Below are 18,265 nucleotides of genomic sequence, written 5' to 3'. Positions count from 1 at the left end.
TCCTACTCCCTTCATTACCTTTAAAAATTGTCAGCTATCCTGACCGTTAGCCGCGCTAAACTCAACCCCGGCAAGTTCAGGGAATACTCCCGCCCAGCCGAACTGCGCCATCACCCCTTGCCAGTCTTCGTCCCAGCGCGCCGTCACCCGCAGCGGCTCACCGGTCACCGGGTGCGTCAGCTGCAGATGGCTGGCGTGCAGCATCAGGCGCGGGCAACCGAAATGCTGCGCCATGCCGCGGTTCTGCCGCAGATCGCCGTGCTTGCTGTCGCCGATGATCGGATGGCGAAGGTGCGCCATGTGGCGCCGCAGCTGGTGCTTGCGGCCGGTTTCCGGCTGCAGCTCCACCAGGCTGTAGCGCGCGCTGTCGTAGCGGCCGACGGCCACCGGCATCTCTACCTGCGCCAGCGGCCGGTAGTGCGTCACCGCCGGCTGCGGCCCTTTATCGGCATCGGCATGTTTATCGGCGATTTTGTCCAGCTCCGCCGTCAGCGGGTAGTCGAGGGTCGCCCCCTCCTGCACGTAGCCGCGCACCACCGCATGGTAGGTTTTCTGCACCTGATGCTGCTCGAACTGCTGCGACAGCAGGCGCGCCACCTCGCTGGAGAGCGCCATCAGCAGCACGCCGGAAGTCGGGCGATCGAGACGGTGCACGGTAAAGACGTGCTGCCCGAGCTGATCGCGCACCGTCTGCATCATAAAGCGGGTCTCATGACGATCCAGCCAACTGCGGTGCACCAACCAACCCGACGGCTTGTTCACCGCCACCAGGTGTTCATCCTGATACAAAATCTCAATCACATCGCTTTCCCAGGTAAATAGCCGTTTCGGGCGCGAGTATAACAGGCGTGCGGCTCAGCGCTAGTTCACCCATTCGATGGTCACCAGCCGCGTATCGGCGCGGCCGCGATCGTCCACCGCCCGAATGCGGTAGCGCCCGTTGTCGATCGGCCGCCAGTCGATCGGCTTTTTGCTGGCGCTGCTGCCGAGATAGATATCGTCGACGAACCAGTACACCGTCTTGCTGTCGGCGTCCGTCACCGCGTTGAAGGCGATTTTATCTCGCCCCTGCTGCGATTGGCGCAGGGTATAGGTGGTGTTTTTCAGCGGCGAAGTGATGCGCGGCGCGTTGCCGCCGACGGCGATGCCGTTGTCCTTGCAGCGGTTGACCGGCGGCGCCCGCTTCGGCAGCCCGGCCTGGGCGAACACGTTGGCCAGATCGGAAGGCCAGAACTCAAAGATTTCGGTGCGGGTCTGCGCCGCGTCATACGGCGGGCAAACGACCTCGCCGCTGTGAATATCCAGCACCACCGGCCGATAGACGCTGTCGACCTTGATCGGCGACTTGCCGGGAATGAACCAGGTCTTGCCCTTCTGCTGGCACCACGGCGTCGGCAGATCGCCGCTGGCGAGGCAAATATCCACCCGCCGCAGCCGTTGGGGGAACGGGTGCTTCGGTTCCCGCAGGCCAGGGTAGCTGGCATTGACGCTGTCGATGATGTTGAAGAACAGCGGCGCGGCCGCCTCGGCGCCGACCAACGCATTGTTGCCGCGCCCGTCGAAGTTGCCTTCCCACACCACCAGCACGTAAGGGCCGAAAATCCCGACGCTCCAGGCGTCGCGAAAGCCCCAGGAAGTGCCGGTCTTCCAGTACACCGGCAGCGAAGAAGAACGCTGCGCCAGCGTATCGCCCGGCCGCCGGTGCTGACGCAGCATATCCAGCGTGATGAAACTGGCCTCCTCGCTCAGCAGCCGCACCGGCGTCGATTCGGCCTCTTTCAGCTGCATACGAAGCGGCCGCAGCTCGCCGCGGTTCGCCAGCAACGCATACAGCTTCGCCAATTCCTGCGTCGTCACCTCGCCGCCGCCCAGCACCAGCGACAGCCCGTAGTGGCTTTCGTTGGCCATATTGGCGACGCCGGTCAGGCGCAAAAACTGATAAAAGGTCGGCTGGCGCAGCTGCGAGGCAACATACACCGCCGGGATGTTGCGGCTGAAATTCAGCGCGTCGGTGGCGGTCACCGGGCCGAGAAAACGCCGGTCGAAATTTTCCGGCGCATAGGCGCCGAACGACGAAGGCACGTCCTTCAGGATGGTCATCGGATGCAGCACGCCCTGCTCCATGCCCAGCGCGTAGATGAACGGTTTGAGCGTCGAACCCGGCGAGCGCTTGGCGTTGGTGCCGTTCACCTGCCCCTGGATCGGCCGATTGTAATAATCCGCCGATCCCACCAGCGCGCGCACCCCCATATCGCGGCTGTCCACCAGCAGCACCGCGGCGTTTTGGATGCCGCGGCTGCGGTTGCGGGCGATAAAGGCATTGACCTGCCGCTCAACCAGCCGCTGCAACCCGGCGTCCAGCGTGGTGTCGACGCGGGTATCGCGCTGCACCAGTTGCTGCGTCTGCTGGCGCAGCTGTTCGATAAAGTGCGGCGCGATATAGGGCACTTGTTCGGGCTGGCGCAGCGCCAGCGGCAGGCGGAACAGCGTTTGCTGGCTGGCGTCGGTGGGGTAAACCCGCTGCCAGCGCTGGAACAGACGGTTGCGCGCCTGGGTCAACGCGGCGCCGAGCACGCCGGTTTTCGGCTCCAGACGGTAGCTGGGCGACTGCGGCAGCACCGCCAGCGTCAGCGCCTCCGGCAGGGTCAAATCCTTCGGCGACTTGGCGAAATAGATCAGGCTGGCGGCGCCGATGCTTTCGATGTTGCGGCCGTAAGGGGCGTAATTCAGGTAGGCTTCCAGGATATCGCGCTTGGAGTAGCTCAGTTCCAGTTGCACCGCACGCAGCACCTGCAGCAACTTGCCGCCCGGCGTGCGGGTGTTGAGATGCCAGCGCATGCGCGCCAGCTGCATGCTGATGGTCGATCCGCCCTGCATTTTGCCGCCGGCGACATAGCTGCGCCAGAAGCCGCGCATCAGGCTGACGGGGTTAAAACCGGGGTTGTAGTAGAACCAGCGGTCTTCGTGCAGCAGCAGCCCGCGCACCGCCAACGGCGACACCTGCTCCAGCGGCGTCCACAGCCGGTAGCGGTCGTCGTTGGCCAGGGTGATGCGCAGCAGCGCGCCGTGCCTGTCGTAATAGACGGAAGACTGCGGCAGCCCCTGCCACAGGGGCGGATGCGGCCACAGCCGAATCGCGGCCAGCAGCAGCGCCAGTAAAAACACCGCCATCAAGCCGTTTTGCAGCACGCGCCCGGTCAGGATCTTCATACGTTCTCACCACCCCGGCGCCAGACGCTGGCCTGGCGCCGGAGCCGGCCTAGTCGTTGCCCGCCGGCACCACCACCAGCTTGCCGCCGCCGGCCGACATCGCCTGTACTTCACGGTCATACATGGCTTCGCCGTAGGCCGGTGGAACAATAAAGCTGCCGGTATTGGTGGCCTTGATCTGATAGACGAACTCCTGCACCTCGGTGCCGGCGCTGCCATAGATAATCACCCGATCTTCACGGATATCGCTGTAATCCGGCGCCCAAGTGGAGCCGGTAGCGGCCAGCGGCGACTGCCAACCGCCGCGTTCTTCGCTCTCCTCGCCGGCATCGGCCGGTTCCGGCGGCGTCTGCTGCACCACTTCGAACCCGCCCGGCAGCAGATCGACGATCGCCAGGTTGCTCTGCCCCTCTTTCGAGTTGGCGCGCACCTTCAGATGGACGTTGATCTTCTGCCCCAGCGTCACCTGCGTCACCGGCTTGCCCTGTTCGTCGGTGTAATCGCGGACGATCTCAATGCCGCGCGACAGCGCTTTTTGCGGCGCATTCAGGTCGTAACCGGCCTGCGTCACCACATACCAGGCCGGCGCATTGCCGCCGTTGGTGAAGCGCACCGCGGTGGCATCGGCGTTGAACTGCCCCTGAACGAACAACCCCTGCAGCTCACTGATGCGCTGCGGCTCGCCGCCGCTTTTGCCTACCTGCACGATGCCCAAGGCGTCCGCATTGGCGGATTGCGCCGCCACCTGGGCCGAATAGCTTTCCAGCGCCAGAATGCTCATCGCGGAGGAGTAGGTGGTATAACGCTCTTCTTTCAGCGCCTTGACCATATTCTCCAGCACCTGCGGCGGGATCGACGCCACCTTCTCCGGGAAGTGACGGGTAATCAGATACAGCCGCGTCGCATCCTGCACCAGCGGATCGAAATAGTTCTGCGTCCACCAGGCGCTGTCATACGCCTTGCTCAGCTGCTGCCAGCTCGGTTGCAACAGCGCGGCGGCTTCGTCGTCCATCTTCAACAACCGATAGGAAGAAGCCAGATACAGCGCGCTCAGATCGGTTTTCCACCCTTCGCCATAGCGTTTTTGCAGCGTATCCTGCACCGCCGCCAGCGAGTTGGTGGTCACTTCGCCCTGCAGCGTCAGCAGGTAAACCGCCCAGCTGCGCAGGCGCAGCAGATACAGATCGTCGAATCCGCTGGCCGCCAGCTCGCGCAATGCGCCGTTGGCCTCGTCCAGCATGCCTTCCGGCAGGGCGTAGCCCGCCGCTTTGGCTTCGAGCAGATACTGCACCACATAAGGCGTGACGAAAGGATCGGCATCCGGCGACGAACGCCAGGCGCCGATCGCTCCGCTGTCGTTCTGGCGCGCGCGCAGCACGCCAAGCAGGTTGCGCAGCTGCTTGCTGACTTCCGCCTGGCTCAGGCTGCTTTTCATCTCGGGGTGGCGGCTCTGCAGCATCAGCGGAATGGAGCGGCTGACGATCTGCTCGGAACAGTAATACGGGTAATCCGCCAGGTACTGCGCCAGCCCGCTGGTCAGCACCAGCGGCGAATTAGATACCGCCGCCCGGCGCTGCGCGAAAGCGTCAAACATCTGGCGCAGGCCATCGACGTTCTGACTGCCGCCGCTCATGCGCCCCATCACCGACTGGGTACGGTACGGCGCCGCCGGCCGCACCGAGGTGCTGACAGTGCGGCGGCTGGCCTGGTCGCCGTAACGGGCGTCGAACACCAGCGGCGCATCGCCCAGCACGGCTTTGGCGCGCAGGCGGAAAGCGATCACGCCTTCGCGTTTTTCCGCCAGCGTCAGGCTTTGCGTCGCGTTGCCCACCACCTCCAACTGCGGCGGCGGCGTCAGCAGGACATTGATAGCCACCGACTGACCGTTCAGCCCGTCGAGGTTGTTGCTGACGCCCACGCTGACGTCGAACTCGTCACCCGGCGCCACCATCGCCGGCACGTTCGGCGTCATGATGAAATTGTCGCGCACCGTGGCGGCGGTTTGCGCCTTGCCGATTTTCTCCGGGGTCACCGAAATCGCCATCACGCGGATCTTGCCGTTGAAGTAGTCCGGCACCGGGTAAACGAACTGCTTCTCGCCGCTGACCTCGGTAATGCCGGACCAATAGGCCACCGGCTTGTCGCGCTTGCGCTTGAACGGGTTGAGGTTGAGATCCAGCCCCTCGCCCGCATCGCCGCCCGGCGCCGCGGTCAGCGCCATCAGCTTGCTGAATTCCGGCAGGATCAGATCGAGGATCTGCGAGCTGCTCACGTTCAGTTCGCGCTTGCTGAAGAAGAACTCCAGCGGATCCTTCAGGCGGTAGCGCGCCACCTGCAGAATGCCCTCATCGACGGCGAACAGCGCCACCTGCTGCGGCGCGTCGGTCTTGACCGTCATCGTCAGGTTTTCACCCGGCTTGATGACCTCCGGCGCCGTCACCTCGAGGCTGTTTTGCCGCGCCTTGGTGCTGATCTTGAACGGCATCACGCCATAGCTCAGCGGGCTCATGAAGATCTCGCTGGAGTTGATATCGCGCACGAACTGCACGTTGATGTAGCCGTTGCCCTCCATGCCGGCCGGCACGCGGATCTTCTGCACCGAGCTGGTGGTGTCGGTGTGGAACCACTGCCAGGCGTAAACCCTGTCCTTCTCGATGGTGATCAAGCCGCTGCCGGTATAAGGCGCGTTGATCGCCACCTCGATCTCTTCGCCCGGCTGGTATTCCGCCTGGTTCAGTTTCAGCTTCAGTTCGGCGTTGCGATCCAGCGAACGGCTCAGGTTGGCGTTGCCGGCCACGCTGTAGGCGACGCGGTTGAGCGTTTTGCCCTGCGCATCTTCAATCACCAGCACGAAGTCGCCCGGCTTATCGGTCGCCAGCCGCAGATCCGCGCCCTGCCCGCTCAGCGCCAGCGGCTGTTCCGACAGCTGCACTTCCTTCATCTTCGACTGGTATTTGTAAACGCCCGAATCCTGTTTGGTCAGCACCGAAATGTATTTCTGCTCGATCAACACCTGCTTCAGGTTCGGCATGGCGATCTGTTTCAGGTCCGGATCGATGGCGATCACGTTCAGATGGCGCTCCGCGTCGCGGTTGATGTAGCCCAGATCGCCGTCCGCCTTCACCCCGATCAGGTAATCGTAAGGCGAAACCAGCGTGCGGGCGGTCGCCGCCACCGAGCGCCCACCGCCGGCGACGAACGCCTCCGACAGCAGCTGCAGCTGATAAGTGGCGTCGGCGTAGGATTTCAGATCGAGCGGGATATCGGCCGCGCCGTGCTCATCGGTGGTGCGATCTTCCAGCTCGGTTTCGAACCCGTCGCTGTTTTGCCGATTTTCATAGAACGCATAATCCGGGAAGCGATCGAAGCTCGGATACATCGGCCGCAGCGTCAGCCTGGTGCTCACGCGGCGATCCTGCGCCGGGGTGCCGAACAGGTTCTGCACATCGATGCTGGCCTTCAGCTCGGACGGTTTGGCCCAGCCTTGCTGGCGGTTCGGCGTCAGCGCCAGCTTCACTTTCAGCTGATCCGGTTCGAACTCCTTCACATTGACCGCGGTATGGCCGAGCAGCGTGGAGGTATCGTTGTTTTTGCCGATCAGATACAGATAGACGTTCCACTCGCCGGTAGGCGAGTTTTCATCGGTGGTATAGCTCAGCTCATTGAAACCGCTGGCGCCCAGCGTCAGCGGCACGGTGGTCATCAGCTTGTCGCGCGGATCGCGGATTTCGGCGCGCACCGGCACGCCGGCCAGGCCAACGCCCCAGTCGGCGGCGCGGGTGATGAGGCCGATGTTAAAGGTATCCCCCGGCCGATAAACGCCGCGATCGGAGAACAGGTAACTGCTGAGCGTGCGCGGATCGGTCGGCGTTTGTTCACCGGCGACGTCGAAGCGCGAGAAATCCAGCCCGCGATCGTTATAGCTGCCGGTCGGCAGGAAGGAGACATCCCCCTCCTTTTCCACCAGGAACATCACCGGCTGGCGCTCGTTGGTGTACACGTCGAGCGCCGGGAAACGCACGTGGCCGTCGGCCCCGGTGGTTTGGCTGAGCAGCGTCACGCCATTTTTGGCCACCACCGACACGTTGGCGCCGCTGACCGGCGCGCCGCTTTGAATCGACTGCACAAAGACGTCGCGCGTCTTATCCTGCGAGCTCTTGGCGACGATGCCCAGATCGGTCACCACCACAAAGCGCGAATCGCCGACGTCGGGCTGATCTTCCCCGGTGCTCTCGTCCGGTTCCTGTTCTGGCTCGGCGCCCGCCTCTTCCGCCGCCGGTTTCCGGTTCGGCTGCCATTCGGACAGCGTCAGCAGGAATACTCCGCGATGGGAACTGGCGTTGGTGGAGAGATAGCGGGAGAGATCGATGCCCTGATAGTTCACTTCCCCCGGCCGCTCGTTGTTGAGCGCCGTCTGGTATTTGAAATGCTCGGTGAAATATTCGTCGTTGAGCCGGTTGAATTCCGTTGACGAGTATTCCCGGCTTTTGAAGGAGACGATGTGCTGCAGCTGACTCGGGATCACCCGCTTGATGTCCAGCCGCAGGCCCGCCACGTTGCGCGCCGCCACGCTGATCTGTTTGTCGCCGTTGACCGACAGCAGCGAGCCTGCGGACATGAACTGCAGCGATTTCGGGAACTCCGGCACTTCGACCACTCGATAAACCTTCTTCGGCATTTTGTAACCGCCGACGGAGACCAGCTGGTTGTCTATCTCGATCAGCACGAAGCGGTGCGCCGGAGCTTCAAAGCGGAAGCTGAACTGCGGCTGGTAGGCCTCTTCCGCCTCGTTAAGCGTCAATGGCAATGCCGTCGCCTGCGCCAGCACGTTTTTACCGACGCTGTCGACCGTCCATTGATAGAAATCTTCAGCATCGTTGGCGGTCTCGGCATCGCTCGGATCGTGCTGCGGCAGCAGCCAGGCTTTGGTGGCCCGCGCCAGCTCTTTATCCTTCACCGCATCGCTGAAGCCGACCACCAGCGCACGCTGCCCTTGGCCGCCGTCGGTATCCACCACCTGGGCGCTGGCGTCGCTCAGCGCCAGGCTGTACAGCGTCGGTACTTTGACCCAGTTGCTTTTCGCCTCAGCGACCGCATTGCCGGCCGCCGTCGATTTAACGCCTTTGCCGACGGTCAGATGCACAGCACCGCCCTGATCCAGCGCCTGCAGCGGCTCGGAATGCACCCAGGCGTTCAGTTTTTTCTCGTCATAGACCAGGGAGAAGTTCAGCTTTTTCTCGGAGGAAGCGCTGCCCTCCTTCAATCCCAGCGAAATCTGTTTTTCAAAGCTGGCGACGTCGACCGGCGCATTGAACTGCAAATTGAAAATCGCGCTGCGTTTCTGCGCATCTTGCGGATCGCGGTAATACTCGGCCTGCCCCAGGCGGTAATCGAACGCGGGCACGGTGAAGGCATAGCGGGTTTTGGCGAGCTTGACCTGCGGCGCCAGCAAGGTGGCGGGCTCGAGGGTTACGTCATATTTCGCGCCCATCGGCAGCGGTTTTTTCGGCGTGAACACCAGCGTCGACTCATTGCGCCACGCCCACTGCCCTTCTGCAGCCGGTTTGAGGATGATGCCGGCGCTCACGGTTTTACCCACCGCGCTTATTGCCGCGGCCGAGCCGCTGAAGGTCAGGCTCACCGTTTGCGGCGCCTGCCGGGCGGCGGCGTAGTCTATCAGCTCGGGGTTGGCCAACTCGGCGCTGATCTCCTGAACCGCCATTGGCGCCGGTTCGATGGGCTGGGGGCGGTTTTGCCACCAGTGCCAGCCGTAAAACGCGCCGCCTGTGGCGCCCGCCAGCAGCAGCAAGCCCAAACCGATCGCTTTCGGGTGTTTATCTACGCCGCTTTCGAGCCGCAAAAAACCGCGCAGCAGCGCAGCCCACCAGGCCGGCGCACGCCAGCTGAGGTTGCCGACCAGCGGTCTCAGCAACCGCCCCAACAGCGACAAAATCCCGCCCAGCAGGCGGCAAACGCCCTTAACCAGGGTAAAAGGCAAACGCAGGATAAACCTTAATAAATCCATTATTGCAGCACCTCATCATCCTAATGCAGCCCCCGGTCAACCGCCGCGGTTCAACCGAGCCGAAAGACGCCTTCGGCTCTCCTGCCCGGCATCCGCGCGAGTACTCTACACTGCCGGGCGGCAAAAATCTGCGCGCCGCCGGCGAATTACGGCGCTTTATTCAACATCAAATCCAGCTGTTGCAGCAGCACCAGCAGCGGCAGGCTGCTCGGTTCACGATCTTTCAACGCCTCTTCGAAATAAGGCGTGATGGCGAAGCGCGTCGGCAGCGGCGCTTCGGCGTCCAGCAACGCATACATGCGCGGCAAGAACACCCACTGCAGCCAGGCTTCGGCCGACATGCTGTCGATGCAGAACGGCTCGGTGCTGGAGAAGGCCTCATGATCAGGCGGCGCGGCCTGCCACAGCGCCAGATCGCGCATGGATTGTTCAATCGCCTGCAAACTGCGGCGCACCTGGTTATGTATACTCATCTGCATTCCCGATCTCTTTTCATCATGGTATTCAGCGCGCTGGCTGAAAGGCGGCAAAGCATAGCATTTTTATAGCCCAAATTCGGCGCGTCTGAGACAGCCCGCCGTTTTTATCTGGTGGCGTCCGCCGCCGCGCGGCACAATAGGCCCACCGAGTTCACCACACAGATAAAGATTCATGTCCGTAATAACAGAGAAAAAAAACCACGCGACGCCCGGTAAGGCCATGCTGGCTTCGGTCACCGGTTACGCCATGGACGGGTTTGACCTGCTGATCCTCGGCTTTATGCTGCCGGCCATCAGCAGCGAATTAGGATTAACCTCATCGGCCGCCGGTTCGCTGGTCACCTGGACGCTGATCGGCGCGGTGCTGGGCGGCGTGATCTTCGGCCACCTCAGCGATCGCTTCGGCCGAATCCGGGTGCTCACGATCACCATCCTGATGTTTTCCCTGTTCACCGGCCTGTGCGCCGTGGCGCAAGGATATTGGGATCTGCTGGCCTATCGCACCCTGGCGGGCATCGGGCTGGGCGGCGAGTTCGGCATCGGCATGGCGCTGATCGCCGAAGCCTGGCCGGCGGAGAAGCGCAACCGCGCTTCGGCTTACGTCGGCATGGGCTGGCAACTGGGCGTGCTGGCGGCCGCCTTCCTGACGCCGCTGCTGCTGGAACACATCGGCTGGCGCGGCATGTTTTTGGTCGGCCTGCTGCCGGCGCTGGCGTCATTCCTGATCCGCCGCACTCTGGGTGAACCGGAGGAATTCGTACGGCAGAAAGACGCTGGGCAATCGCTCTCCTTCCTGCAGCGTTTGCGCCTGCTGTTTAAGGATCGCGCCACCAGCAAGGCCAGCATCGGCATCTTCATTCTCTGTTCGGTGCAGAACTTCGGCTACTACGGGCTGATGATCTGGATGCCGACTTACCTGGCGAAAAACTTCGGCTTCTCGCTCACCAAGTCCGGCCTGTGGACGGCGGTGACGGTAGTCGGCATGACGTTCGGCATCTGGCTGTTTGGCGTGCTGGCCGATCGCTTCGCCCGCTGGAAGATCTTCGTGCTGTATCAGGTCGGCGCCGTGGTGATGGTGATCGGCTATGCCCAGTTGAGCGACCCGACGCTGATGCTGTTCGCCGGTGCCGTGATGGGCATGTTCGTCAACGGCATGATCGGCGGCTACGGCGCGTTAATTTCCGATACCTACCCGGTGCAGGCACGCGCCACCGCGCAGAACATCCTGTTCAATCTGGGGCGCGGCGTCGGCGGCCTGGGGCCATTGGTAATCGGTGCGCTGGTGACGCAGGTGTCGTTTACCGCGGCCATCAGCCTGCTGGCGGCAATTTACCTGCTGGATATCTACGCCACGCTGTTCCTGCTGCCGAAAAAACAGGGCGCAGGCGATACGCTGGGCGCGATTGGTTAACGCTGAAGAGGGATTAAGGCAGGGCCGCACGCGCGGCGGAATGGAACAAAAAGTTGGGGGCACTGCGTTAACAGTGCCCCCGGTTCGTTTTATAGCTATCCCGCTACACAGCGTGCTCCCTGCTCAATCCTTGAAAACTTTTCCTGCGGCCATCCTGACCAAGCGATCCTTGCATCATCCTGCAGCATCGTCCTGACGCGGTTCCTCAGCCTTCCTGACCCGCCGACAGTCCTGTGCCGGCTCTCAATCTCCGTCCTGGAGGTGTCCCTGGTTTCTATCCTGAAACATCCTGGGCATCTCCTGACGCCATCCTTCGCTCTTGCCTGAGCGCATCCCTTTGTTCTTCCTGAAGCTGCATCATCCTGATGCTTTCCTGCTCCGCCGGTTCCGTTCCGGTAACGATAAGATCGCTTAAATTCCCCGGAATCACAAGGGTTTGGGAGGTGTCTCACACTAAATTAAGCCTAAGAGTTATCCTAAAGAAATTCTAACCAATTGATCTGGATAACAATAATCTCATCGCCTGGAGAAAGGCGGGAAAAATTAAGAGCGATCTCTCACAGCCCGTGTGAGAGATCTCGCACACGGGCGACGGCGAATCCGTCGCCATTCAGTCCAGCACCGGGCGCAGCGCATCGAGGAAATTCCCCAGCGTCGCCGCCAGCAGGGTACGCTTATCGCTGCCGAACTGTTCCAGCACCACGTTGCCGCTGACGTTGCACAACGACACCATCGTCATCTCGGATTCGGTGGTCGCCAGGAACAGCGTTGGCGGCAGCTTGAGGCGCTTTTGCGTCACCAGATGGCCGATCAGGTTCTCCTGCAGGCGGATAAAATCCTCTTCGCTCCAGACCTGCAGCAGGCTCAGACGATGCTCGCCGAACTGCGCGCTCATGTCGCCGGCGTATTGCTGCGTGTAGAAACGGTGCGCGTCCGGCTGCAAACGCAGCTCCAGCGCGGCTTCTACCTTTTCCAACGTCGCCGCCGGTTCGAAAGGCTGTGGCAACCACAACACTTCGTCCTCGCGGTTCTCCACGATGCAGGGCGACGGCACGCCGTACAGCGTCTGGCTGGCCGGCGCGTGGCCGCGCTCTTGTTGCCACAACTCGACATAGCGTTGAGTGAATTCACGCAGAGCGTGCGATACATCATGGTCCATATTCTTTCCCGCATACGTTAAACTGACGGCCATTGTACCTATCTCTGACCAAGGTGACAGCAGATGTCCTCATATCAAGACCACCAGGCCCTGTCGGGGCTGACGCTGGGCAAACCCACCGCCTACCGCGATCGCTACGACGCCTCGCTGCTGCAGGCGGTGCCGCGCAGCATGAACCGCGAGCCGCTGGGGCTGTACCCCGATAACCTCCCCTTCCACGGCGCGGACATCTGGACGCTGTACGAGCTCTCCTGGCTGAACGCCAACGGGCTGCCGCAGGTGGCGGTCGGTGAAATCAGCCTCAACGCCGACAGCCTGAACCTGATCGAATCGAAAAGCTTCAAGCTGTATCTCAACAGCTTCAACCAAACCCCGTTCGCCGATTGGGAAACGGTGCGCAGCACGCTGCAGCGCGATCTGTCCGCCTGCGCCCAGGGCGAGGTGAGCGTCACCCTGTTCAGCGTCGAGCAGTTGGAAGGCACGCCGATCGCCCGCCTGGCCGGCGACTGCATCGATCAGCAGGATATCCGCATCGACAATTATGAGTTCAACGCCGACTACCTGTTGAACGCCGCCGGTGAAGAGGTGGTGGAAGAGCAATTGGTCAGCCACCTGCTGAAGTCCAACTGCCTGATCACCCATCAACCAGACTGGGGCTCGGTGCAGATAAGCTACCGCGGCGGCAAGATCGATCGCGAAGCGCTGCTGCGCTACCTGGTCTCCTTCCGCCACCACAACGAATTCCACGAGCAGTGCGTCGAGCGCATCTTTAACGATTTGATGCGCTACTGCCGGCCGCAAAGCCTGACGGTTTACGCCCGCTACACCCGCCGCGGCGGGCTGGATATCAACCCGTGGCGCAGCAACGTCGAATTCGCTCCCGAACGCGGCCGTCTGGCGCGCCAATAAGTGCGAAACATTGCTCAACAACTGAGCTAACGAGCGGTTTATGTTGGTAAAAGCGCAGGGACGGCGGTAAGGTTAAAACGAGGCTGCGGCCGGGCGGAGCGCCCGCTGCGCCGCAGCACGCCAACCATAACGAGATGCTGTTTTGCTGCGTATGGATTACTACCGCCCCGCACCGGGTGCAAAGGAGTTACCTTGATTACACACATCAGCCCGCTTGGCTCTATGGATTTATTGTCGCAGCTGGAAGTAGACATGCTGAAGCGTACCGCCAGCAGCGACCTGTACCGCCTGTTCCGCAACTGTTCGCTGGCCGTGTTGAACTCCGGCAGCCAAACCGACAACAGCAAACAGCTGCTGTCACGCTATGAAACCTTCGACATCAACGTGCTGCGCCGCGAACGCGGGGTGAAGCTGGAGCTGGTCAACCCGCCGGAAGAGGCGTTCGTCGACGGCCGCATCATCCGCTCGCTGCAGGCCAACCTGTTCGCCGTACTGCGCGACATCCTGTTCGTACACGGCCAAATCGCCAGCGCCGGCCGTTTCCAGCACCTGAACCTGGAAAACTCGGCCCACATCACCAACCTGGTATTCTCGATCCTGCGCAATGCACGCACGCTGCATCTGGATGAAGATCCCAATATGGTGGTGTGCTGGGGCGGCCACTCGATCAACGAGAACGAATACCTGTACGCGCGCAAGGTCGGCAGCCAACTGGGCCTGCGCGAGCTGAACATCTGCACCGGCTGCGGGCCGGGCGCGATGGAAGCGCCGATGAAAGGCGCGGCGGTCGGTCACGCGCAGCAGCGTTACCGCAACAGCCGCTTCATCGGCATGACCGAGCCGTCGATCATCGCCGCCGAGCCGCCAAACCCGCTGGTGAACGAGCTGGTGATCATGCCGGACATCGAAAAGCGCCTGGAAGCCTTCGTGCGCATCGCGCACGGCATCATCATCTTCCCGGGCGGCGTCGGCACCGCCGAAGAGCTGCTGTACCTGCTGGGTATCCTGATGAACCCGGAGAACAGCGAACAGGTGCTGCCGCTGATCCTGACCGGGCCGAAAGAGAGCGCCGATTACTTCCGCGTGCTGGACGAGTTCATCATGAACACGCTGGGCGATGCCGCGCGCCGTCACTACACCATCATCATCGACGATCCGGCGGAAGTGGCGCGGCAGATGAAGAAAGCCATGCCGCTGGTGAAGGAAAACCGCCGCAACACCGGCGACGCCTACAGCTTCAACTGGTCGATCCGCATCGCGCCGGATCTGCAGCTGCCGTTCGAGCCGACCCACGAGAACATGGCGAACCTCAACCTGTATCCGAACCAGCCGCCGGAGCAATTGGCCGCCGCGCTGCGCCGCGCGTTCTCCGGCATCGTGGCCGGCAACGTGAAGGAAAACGGCATCCACGCCATCGAGCAGTTCGGCCCGTACAAGCTGCACGGCGAGCCGCAGATGATGAAACAGATGGACAGCCTGCTGCAGGGCTTTGTCGCCCAGCACCGCATGAAGCTGCCGGGCAGCGCCTATGTGCCCTGCTACGAAATCGTCGCCTGACCCTCAATCCCGGGCGGCGTAACGGCCGCCCCGTTTTCTGACCTTGCCGCCCATGATGATACACCTACTGATTGTCGACGCCCTGAACCTCATCCGCCGCATTCACGCCGTGCAGGGTTCCCCTTGCGTCAACGCCTGCCGCCACGCGCTGCAGCAGTTGATCCAGCACAGCCGCCCGACCCACGCGGTGGCGGTCTTCGACGAGGACGATCGCCGCGACAGCTGGCGTCACCAAATTCTGCCGGACTACAAGGCCGGGCGTTCGCCGATGCCGGAAAATCTGCAGCAGGAGATGCCGCAGCTGCGCGAGGCCTTCGCCGAACTGGGCGTCGCCAGCTGGCATTCTCCCGGCAACGAGGCGGACGATCTGGCGGCCACGCTGGCGGCGAAGGTCGCCGGCGGCGGCCACCAGGTGACCATCGTCTCCACCGACAAAGGCTACTGCCAGCTTTTGGCGCCGAACGTGCAGATCCGCGATTACTTCCAGAAACGCTGGCTGGATATGCCTTTCGTGCAACAGGAATTCGGCGTGCGGCCGCAGCAGCTGCCGGACTATTGGGGGCTGGCGGGGATCGGCAGCAGCAAGATCCCCGGCGTGGCCGGTATCGGGCCGAAAACCGCCGTGCTGCTGTTGCAGCAGTCGGGCAGCCTGGACGGGCTCTATCAGCAGCTGGAACAGGTGCCGGAGAAATGGCGCGGCAAGCTGGAGCAACACCGCGAGCTGGCCTACGTCAGCAAACAAGTCGCCACGCTGCGCACCGATCTGTCGCTGGACGGCAACCTGCAGCAGCTGCGCCTGCCGATACCATAAGGGCGCTGCAAGCAGCGCCCTTCATCAGGCTTAACGCGATTAATCGCGCTCGTCGCGCCGGCCCGGCACCGCCGACCACATGCGGCGCACGTGTACGGTGATCTCTTCGCGGTCGTGATACAGCTGCTTGGCATGCACTTCGACGCTGACGCCGGCAGCGCCCAGCGCTTCGCGGATGCTCATCAGGTTCTGCGACACTTCCTCATAGCGCTTTTTCATCGGCAGCTTGAGGTTAAAAATCGCTTCGCGGCACCAGCCTTTCACCAACCACTGGACCATCAGGCTGGTTACCTTCGCCGGCTTCTCCACCATGTCGCACACCAGCCAGTAGATCTTGCTGCTGTTCGGCTCGAACTTGAAGCCGTCGGCGCGGTGGTGCGTCACCTGGCCGGTTTCCATCAGGCTCGGCGCCATCGGGCCGTTATCCACCGAATGCACCATCATGCTGCGTTTCACCAACTGATAGGTCCAGCCGCCCGGGCAGGCCCCCAGATCGACCGCGTGCATGCCGCTGGCCAGGCGTTCGTCCCACTCGTCGGCGGGGATGAACACGTGGAACGCTTCTTCCAGCTTCAGCGTCGAACGGCTCGGCGCATCGGCCGGGAAGCGCAGACGCGGAATGCCCATGTAGAACGGCGAGTTGTTGTTGCTGTAGGAGTAACCGACGTAGCAGCAGCCCGGCGCGATGAAGAACACGTGCACCACCGGGCGAGTGGGGTTCTCGCGCGCCATCAGCACCTTCTGCTCGCGCATCGCGGCGCGCAGCGGCACCGTCAGCTTGCGGCAGAACTTCATCAGCTCTTTGCTTTCGTTGGTGTCCGGCACTTCCACCCGCAGCTCGCCGCCGCGGTCAACCACGCCGATCAGCATGCCGACGATCGGCGATACCCGATCTTCCGGCGGCAGATCGCGCAGCAGCTCACCCACCACGATCATCTGGCGGGCGAAAATCAGTTCGCGGAACGGAATTTCCCGCGCCAGGCGATCGGCATCGTCCGGCTGATAGCATTCGAACAGCACGTAACCGCTGTGCTCTTTTACCCGCGCAAAACCGAAAATCTCCCGCTGGGCGGCTTTGTCGGTGATCTCCGCCGCACACTCTTTTTCAAAGCCAGGGCGGCAGTACAACGCAATCTTATTCATGGCGCTCGGCCTTTTTCCTCAGACGCAAAGCGCCAATCAACATCAATATCCAGCCGATCAGGAAGCACACGCCGCCAACCGGCGTGATGTATACCCAGACCTTCAGGTGCGACAGCGCCAGGCAATAGAGGCTGCCGCTGAACAACACGGTGCCGAACGCCAACAGCGCTCCGCTCCAGTAAAACCACAGGCTCACGCGGCGCTGCATCGCGACCGCCAGCGCCAGGATGGCCAGGGTGTGGAACCCCTGATACTCCAGCCCGGTGCGGATCCAGGCCATTTCGTTGGCGCCGAGCGTGCCGCTTAATACATGCGCGCCGAATGCGCCCAACGCGACAAACACAAAGCCGCTGATAGCGGCGAAAACCAGCATGGAACGGCTGCTCATCGTGATTTATCCCATTTAAAATCACCGGCCGCGGCAAGGCGGCGGCCGGTCTTATTGTTCGTAGCGGAAGCGGAACTTCTCTTGTTCGCTGGCGGCGCGCGCCAGGATCCACTGCCGGAAGGCGGCTATTTTACCCAGTTCTGCCTGGCTGTCATGACATACCAGATAAAAAGCGTTTTTACTGACCAGCACATCGTTGAACGGGCACACCAGGCGACCGGCTTCGATCTCGGTTTGCGCCATCACATTGTTCACCAGCGCCACGCCCTGGCCGTGCACCGCCGCCTGCACCACCATCGCGCTATGGCTGAAGATCGGCCCCTGCTGCACATTGATGTGCTGCAACCCCAACTGGCGCGTATAGGCCAGCCAGTCGCGGCGTGAAACGTCATGCAGCAGCGTATGATAAGCCAGATCCTCTGCGGTTTTCAGCGGATGATCGCCGGTCAGCAGGCTCGGCGAACACACCGGCAGCAGATATTCCGCATACAGGCGCTCGGCGCGCAGCCCCGGCCAGTTGCCGCGGCCGTAGAAAATCGCCACGTCGACGTCGTCCGCCAGCTTGTCTTCTTCGCGGTCCACCGCCTGGATGCGCACGTCGATCCCCGGATAAGCTGAGTTAAAGCCGGACAGGCGCGGCACCAGCCACTGAATGGCGAAGCTCGGCGGCAAACTGACGGTCAATGCCCCCTTGGCGCTACGCGCCTGCAGCTTGCGCGTCGCCTCGTTGATCGAAGAGAAGATCTCCTTGATATCGAGGTAGTAACTTTGCCCCTCTTCGGTCAGCAGCAGCGAGCGGTTACGCCGGCGAAACAGCTTCAGCCCGAGGAAGTCCTCCAGCGACTTGATCTGGTGGCTCACCGCGGCCTGGGTCACGAACAGCTCTTCCGCCGCCTTGGTGAAACTCAGGTGGCGAGCGGCCGCATCGAACACGCGCAGCGCATTGAGGGGAGGTAAGCGTTTAGACATTAAATTAGCTACTTTTGTGTAACATTAATCCGAATGATTCGGCGCCGAAAATCGGGCGGCTTTGTGTGGCAAGCCATCGGTAAACGCTAACGGCGTATTGCCATTAGTTTTTTTAATCCGAGCCATTATAATTTGTCCGTTGAGGATGCGCCAGCAAATACCTATAGTGGCGGCACTTCCCGGGCCGGAACGAAAAGGGAGTGG

General features: G+C 62.2%; 12 protein-coding genes. 4 read left to right on the top strand and 8 right to left on the bottom strand.

Annotated features, from left to right (window positions below; translation table 11 throughout):
- Positions 1–30 precede the first annotated feature (30 nt).
- From truC to ACJ8PI_RS23075, 4 genes are all read right to left on the bottom strand, one after another.
- Complete coding sequence (gene truC / locus ACJ8PI_RS23090) at positions 31–801, bottom strand: tRNA pseudouridine(65) synthase TruC (RefSeq protein WP_033654120.1); 771 nt, start codon at positions 799–801, stop codon at positions 31–33.
- A 60-nt stretch (positions 802–861) separates the two neighbouring features.
- Positions 862–3,210 carry a penicillin-binding protein 1C gene (gene pbpC, locus ACJ8PI_RS23085; RefSeq protein WP_164134892.1) on the bottom strand — a complete coding sequence of 783 codons (2,349 nt, stop codon included), beginning with the start codon at positions 3,208–3,210 and terminating at the stop codon, positions 862–864.
- Between the two features lie 49 nt (positions 3,211–3,259).
- The gene (locus ACJ8PI_RS23080) at positions 3,260–9,235 is read right to left on the bottom strand and encodes an alpha-2-macroglobulin family protein (RefSeq protein WP_164134893.1); all 5,976 of its coding nucleotides are present in this window, start codon (positions 9,233–9,235) and stop codon (positions 3,260–3,262) included.
- 146 nt (positions 9,236–9,381) lie between these two features.
- The gene (locus tag ACJ8PI_RS23075) at positions 9,382–9,708 is read right to left on the bottom strand and encodes a YqcC family protein (protein WP_033654135.1); all 327 of its coding nucleotides are present in this window, start codon (positions 9,706–9,708) and stop codon (positions 9,382–9,384) included.
- 178 nt (positions 9,709–9,886) lie between these two features.
- On the opposite strand from ACJ8PI_RS23075, the gene ACJ8PI_RS23070 reads away from it, so the two are divergent.
- Positions 9,887–11,125 carry an MFS transporter gene (locus ACJ8PI_RS23070; RefSeq protein WP_164134894.1) on the top strand — a complete coding sequence of 413 codons (1,239 nt, stop codon included), beginning with the start codon at positions 9,887–9,889 and terminating at the stop codon, positions 11,123–11,125.
- Between the two features lie 610 nt (positions 11,126–11,735).
- On the opposite strand, the gene syd is transcribed toward ACJ8PI_RS23070, so the two are convergent.
- Positions 11,736–12,284 carry a SecY-interacting protein gene (gene syd, locus ACJ8PI_RS23065; protein ID WP_164134895.1) on the bottom strand — a complete coding sequence of 183 codons (549 nt, stop codon included), beginning with the start codon at positions 12,282–12,284 and terminating at the stop codon, positions 11,736–11,738.
- 63 nt (positions 12,285–12,347) lie between these two features.
- Between syd and queF the strand changes: the two genes are divergently transcribed.
- The 3 genes from queF (at position 12,348) to xni (ending at position 15,561) form a co-directional block, all read left to right on the top strand.
- On the top strand, positions 12,348–13,193 hold the full coding sequence (gene queF / locus ACJ8PI_RS23060) for an NADPH-dependent 7-cyano-7-deazaguanine reductase QueF (RefSeq protein WP_033649800.1): 846 nt from the start codon (positions 12,348–12,350) through the stop codon (positions 13,191–13,193).
- A gap of 192 nt (positions 13,194–13,385) precedes the next feature.
- Positions 13,386–14,750, top strand: coding sequence for a nucleotide 5'-monophosphate nucleosidase PpnN (gene ppnN, locus ACJ8PI_RS23055; protein WP_019455737.1), 1,365 nt, complete (start codon positions 13,386–13,388; stop codon positions 14,748–14,750).
- A 52-nt stretch (positions 14,751–14,802) separates the two neighbouring features.
- On the top strand, positions 14,803–15,561 hold the full coding sequence (gene xni / locus ACJ8PI_RS23050; RefSeq protein WP_164134896.1) for a flap endonuclease Xni: 759 nt from the start codon (positions 14,803–14,805) through the stop codon (positions 15,559–15,561).
- A gap of 39 nt (positions 15,562–15,600) precedes the next feature.
- Here the strand turns inward: xni and rlmM are convergent, their stop codons facing one another.
- The 3 genes from rlmM to ACJ8PI_RS23035 are packed head-to-tail and all read right to left on the bottom strand — an operon-like array spanning position 15,601 to position 18,061.
- Positions 15,601–16,704, bottom strand: a complete 1,104-nt coding sequence (rlmM, locus tag ACJ8PI_RS23045) for a 23S rRNA (cytidine(2498)-2'-O)-methyltransferase RlmM (protein WP_164134897.1) — start codon at positions 16,702–16,704, stop codon at positions 15,601–15,603.
- Complete coding sequence (locus ACJ8PI_RS23040; protein ID WP_004931896.1) at positions 16,697–17,092, bottom strand: DUF423 domain-containing protein; 396 nt, start codon at positions 17,090–17,092, stop codon at positions 16,697–16,699. The genes rlmM and ACJ8PI_RS23040 overlap by 8 nt, the downstream gene beginning before the upstream one ends.
- Positions 17,093–17,143: 51 nt before the next feature.
- Positions 17,144–18,061 (bottom strand): transcriptional regulator GcvA, encoded by a 918-nt coding sequence (locus ACJ8PI_RS23035; protein WP_025304049.1) that lies wholly within the window; start codon positions 18,059–18,061, stop codon positions 17,144–17,146.
- Between the last annotated feature and the right edge of the window lie 204 nt (positions 18,062–18,265).

Origin of the sequence: Serratia sp. CY82433 (assembly GCF_052166535.1) — a bacterium.
Classification (GTDB): Bacteria; Pseudomonadota; Gammaproteobacteria; order Enterobacterales; family Enterobacteriaceae; genus Serratia; species Serratia sarumanii.
Note: the sequence above shows the minus strand (reverse complement) of the source record. Positions and strands in the feature narration are given on the sequence as shown.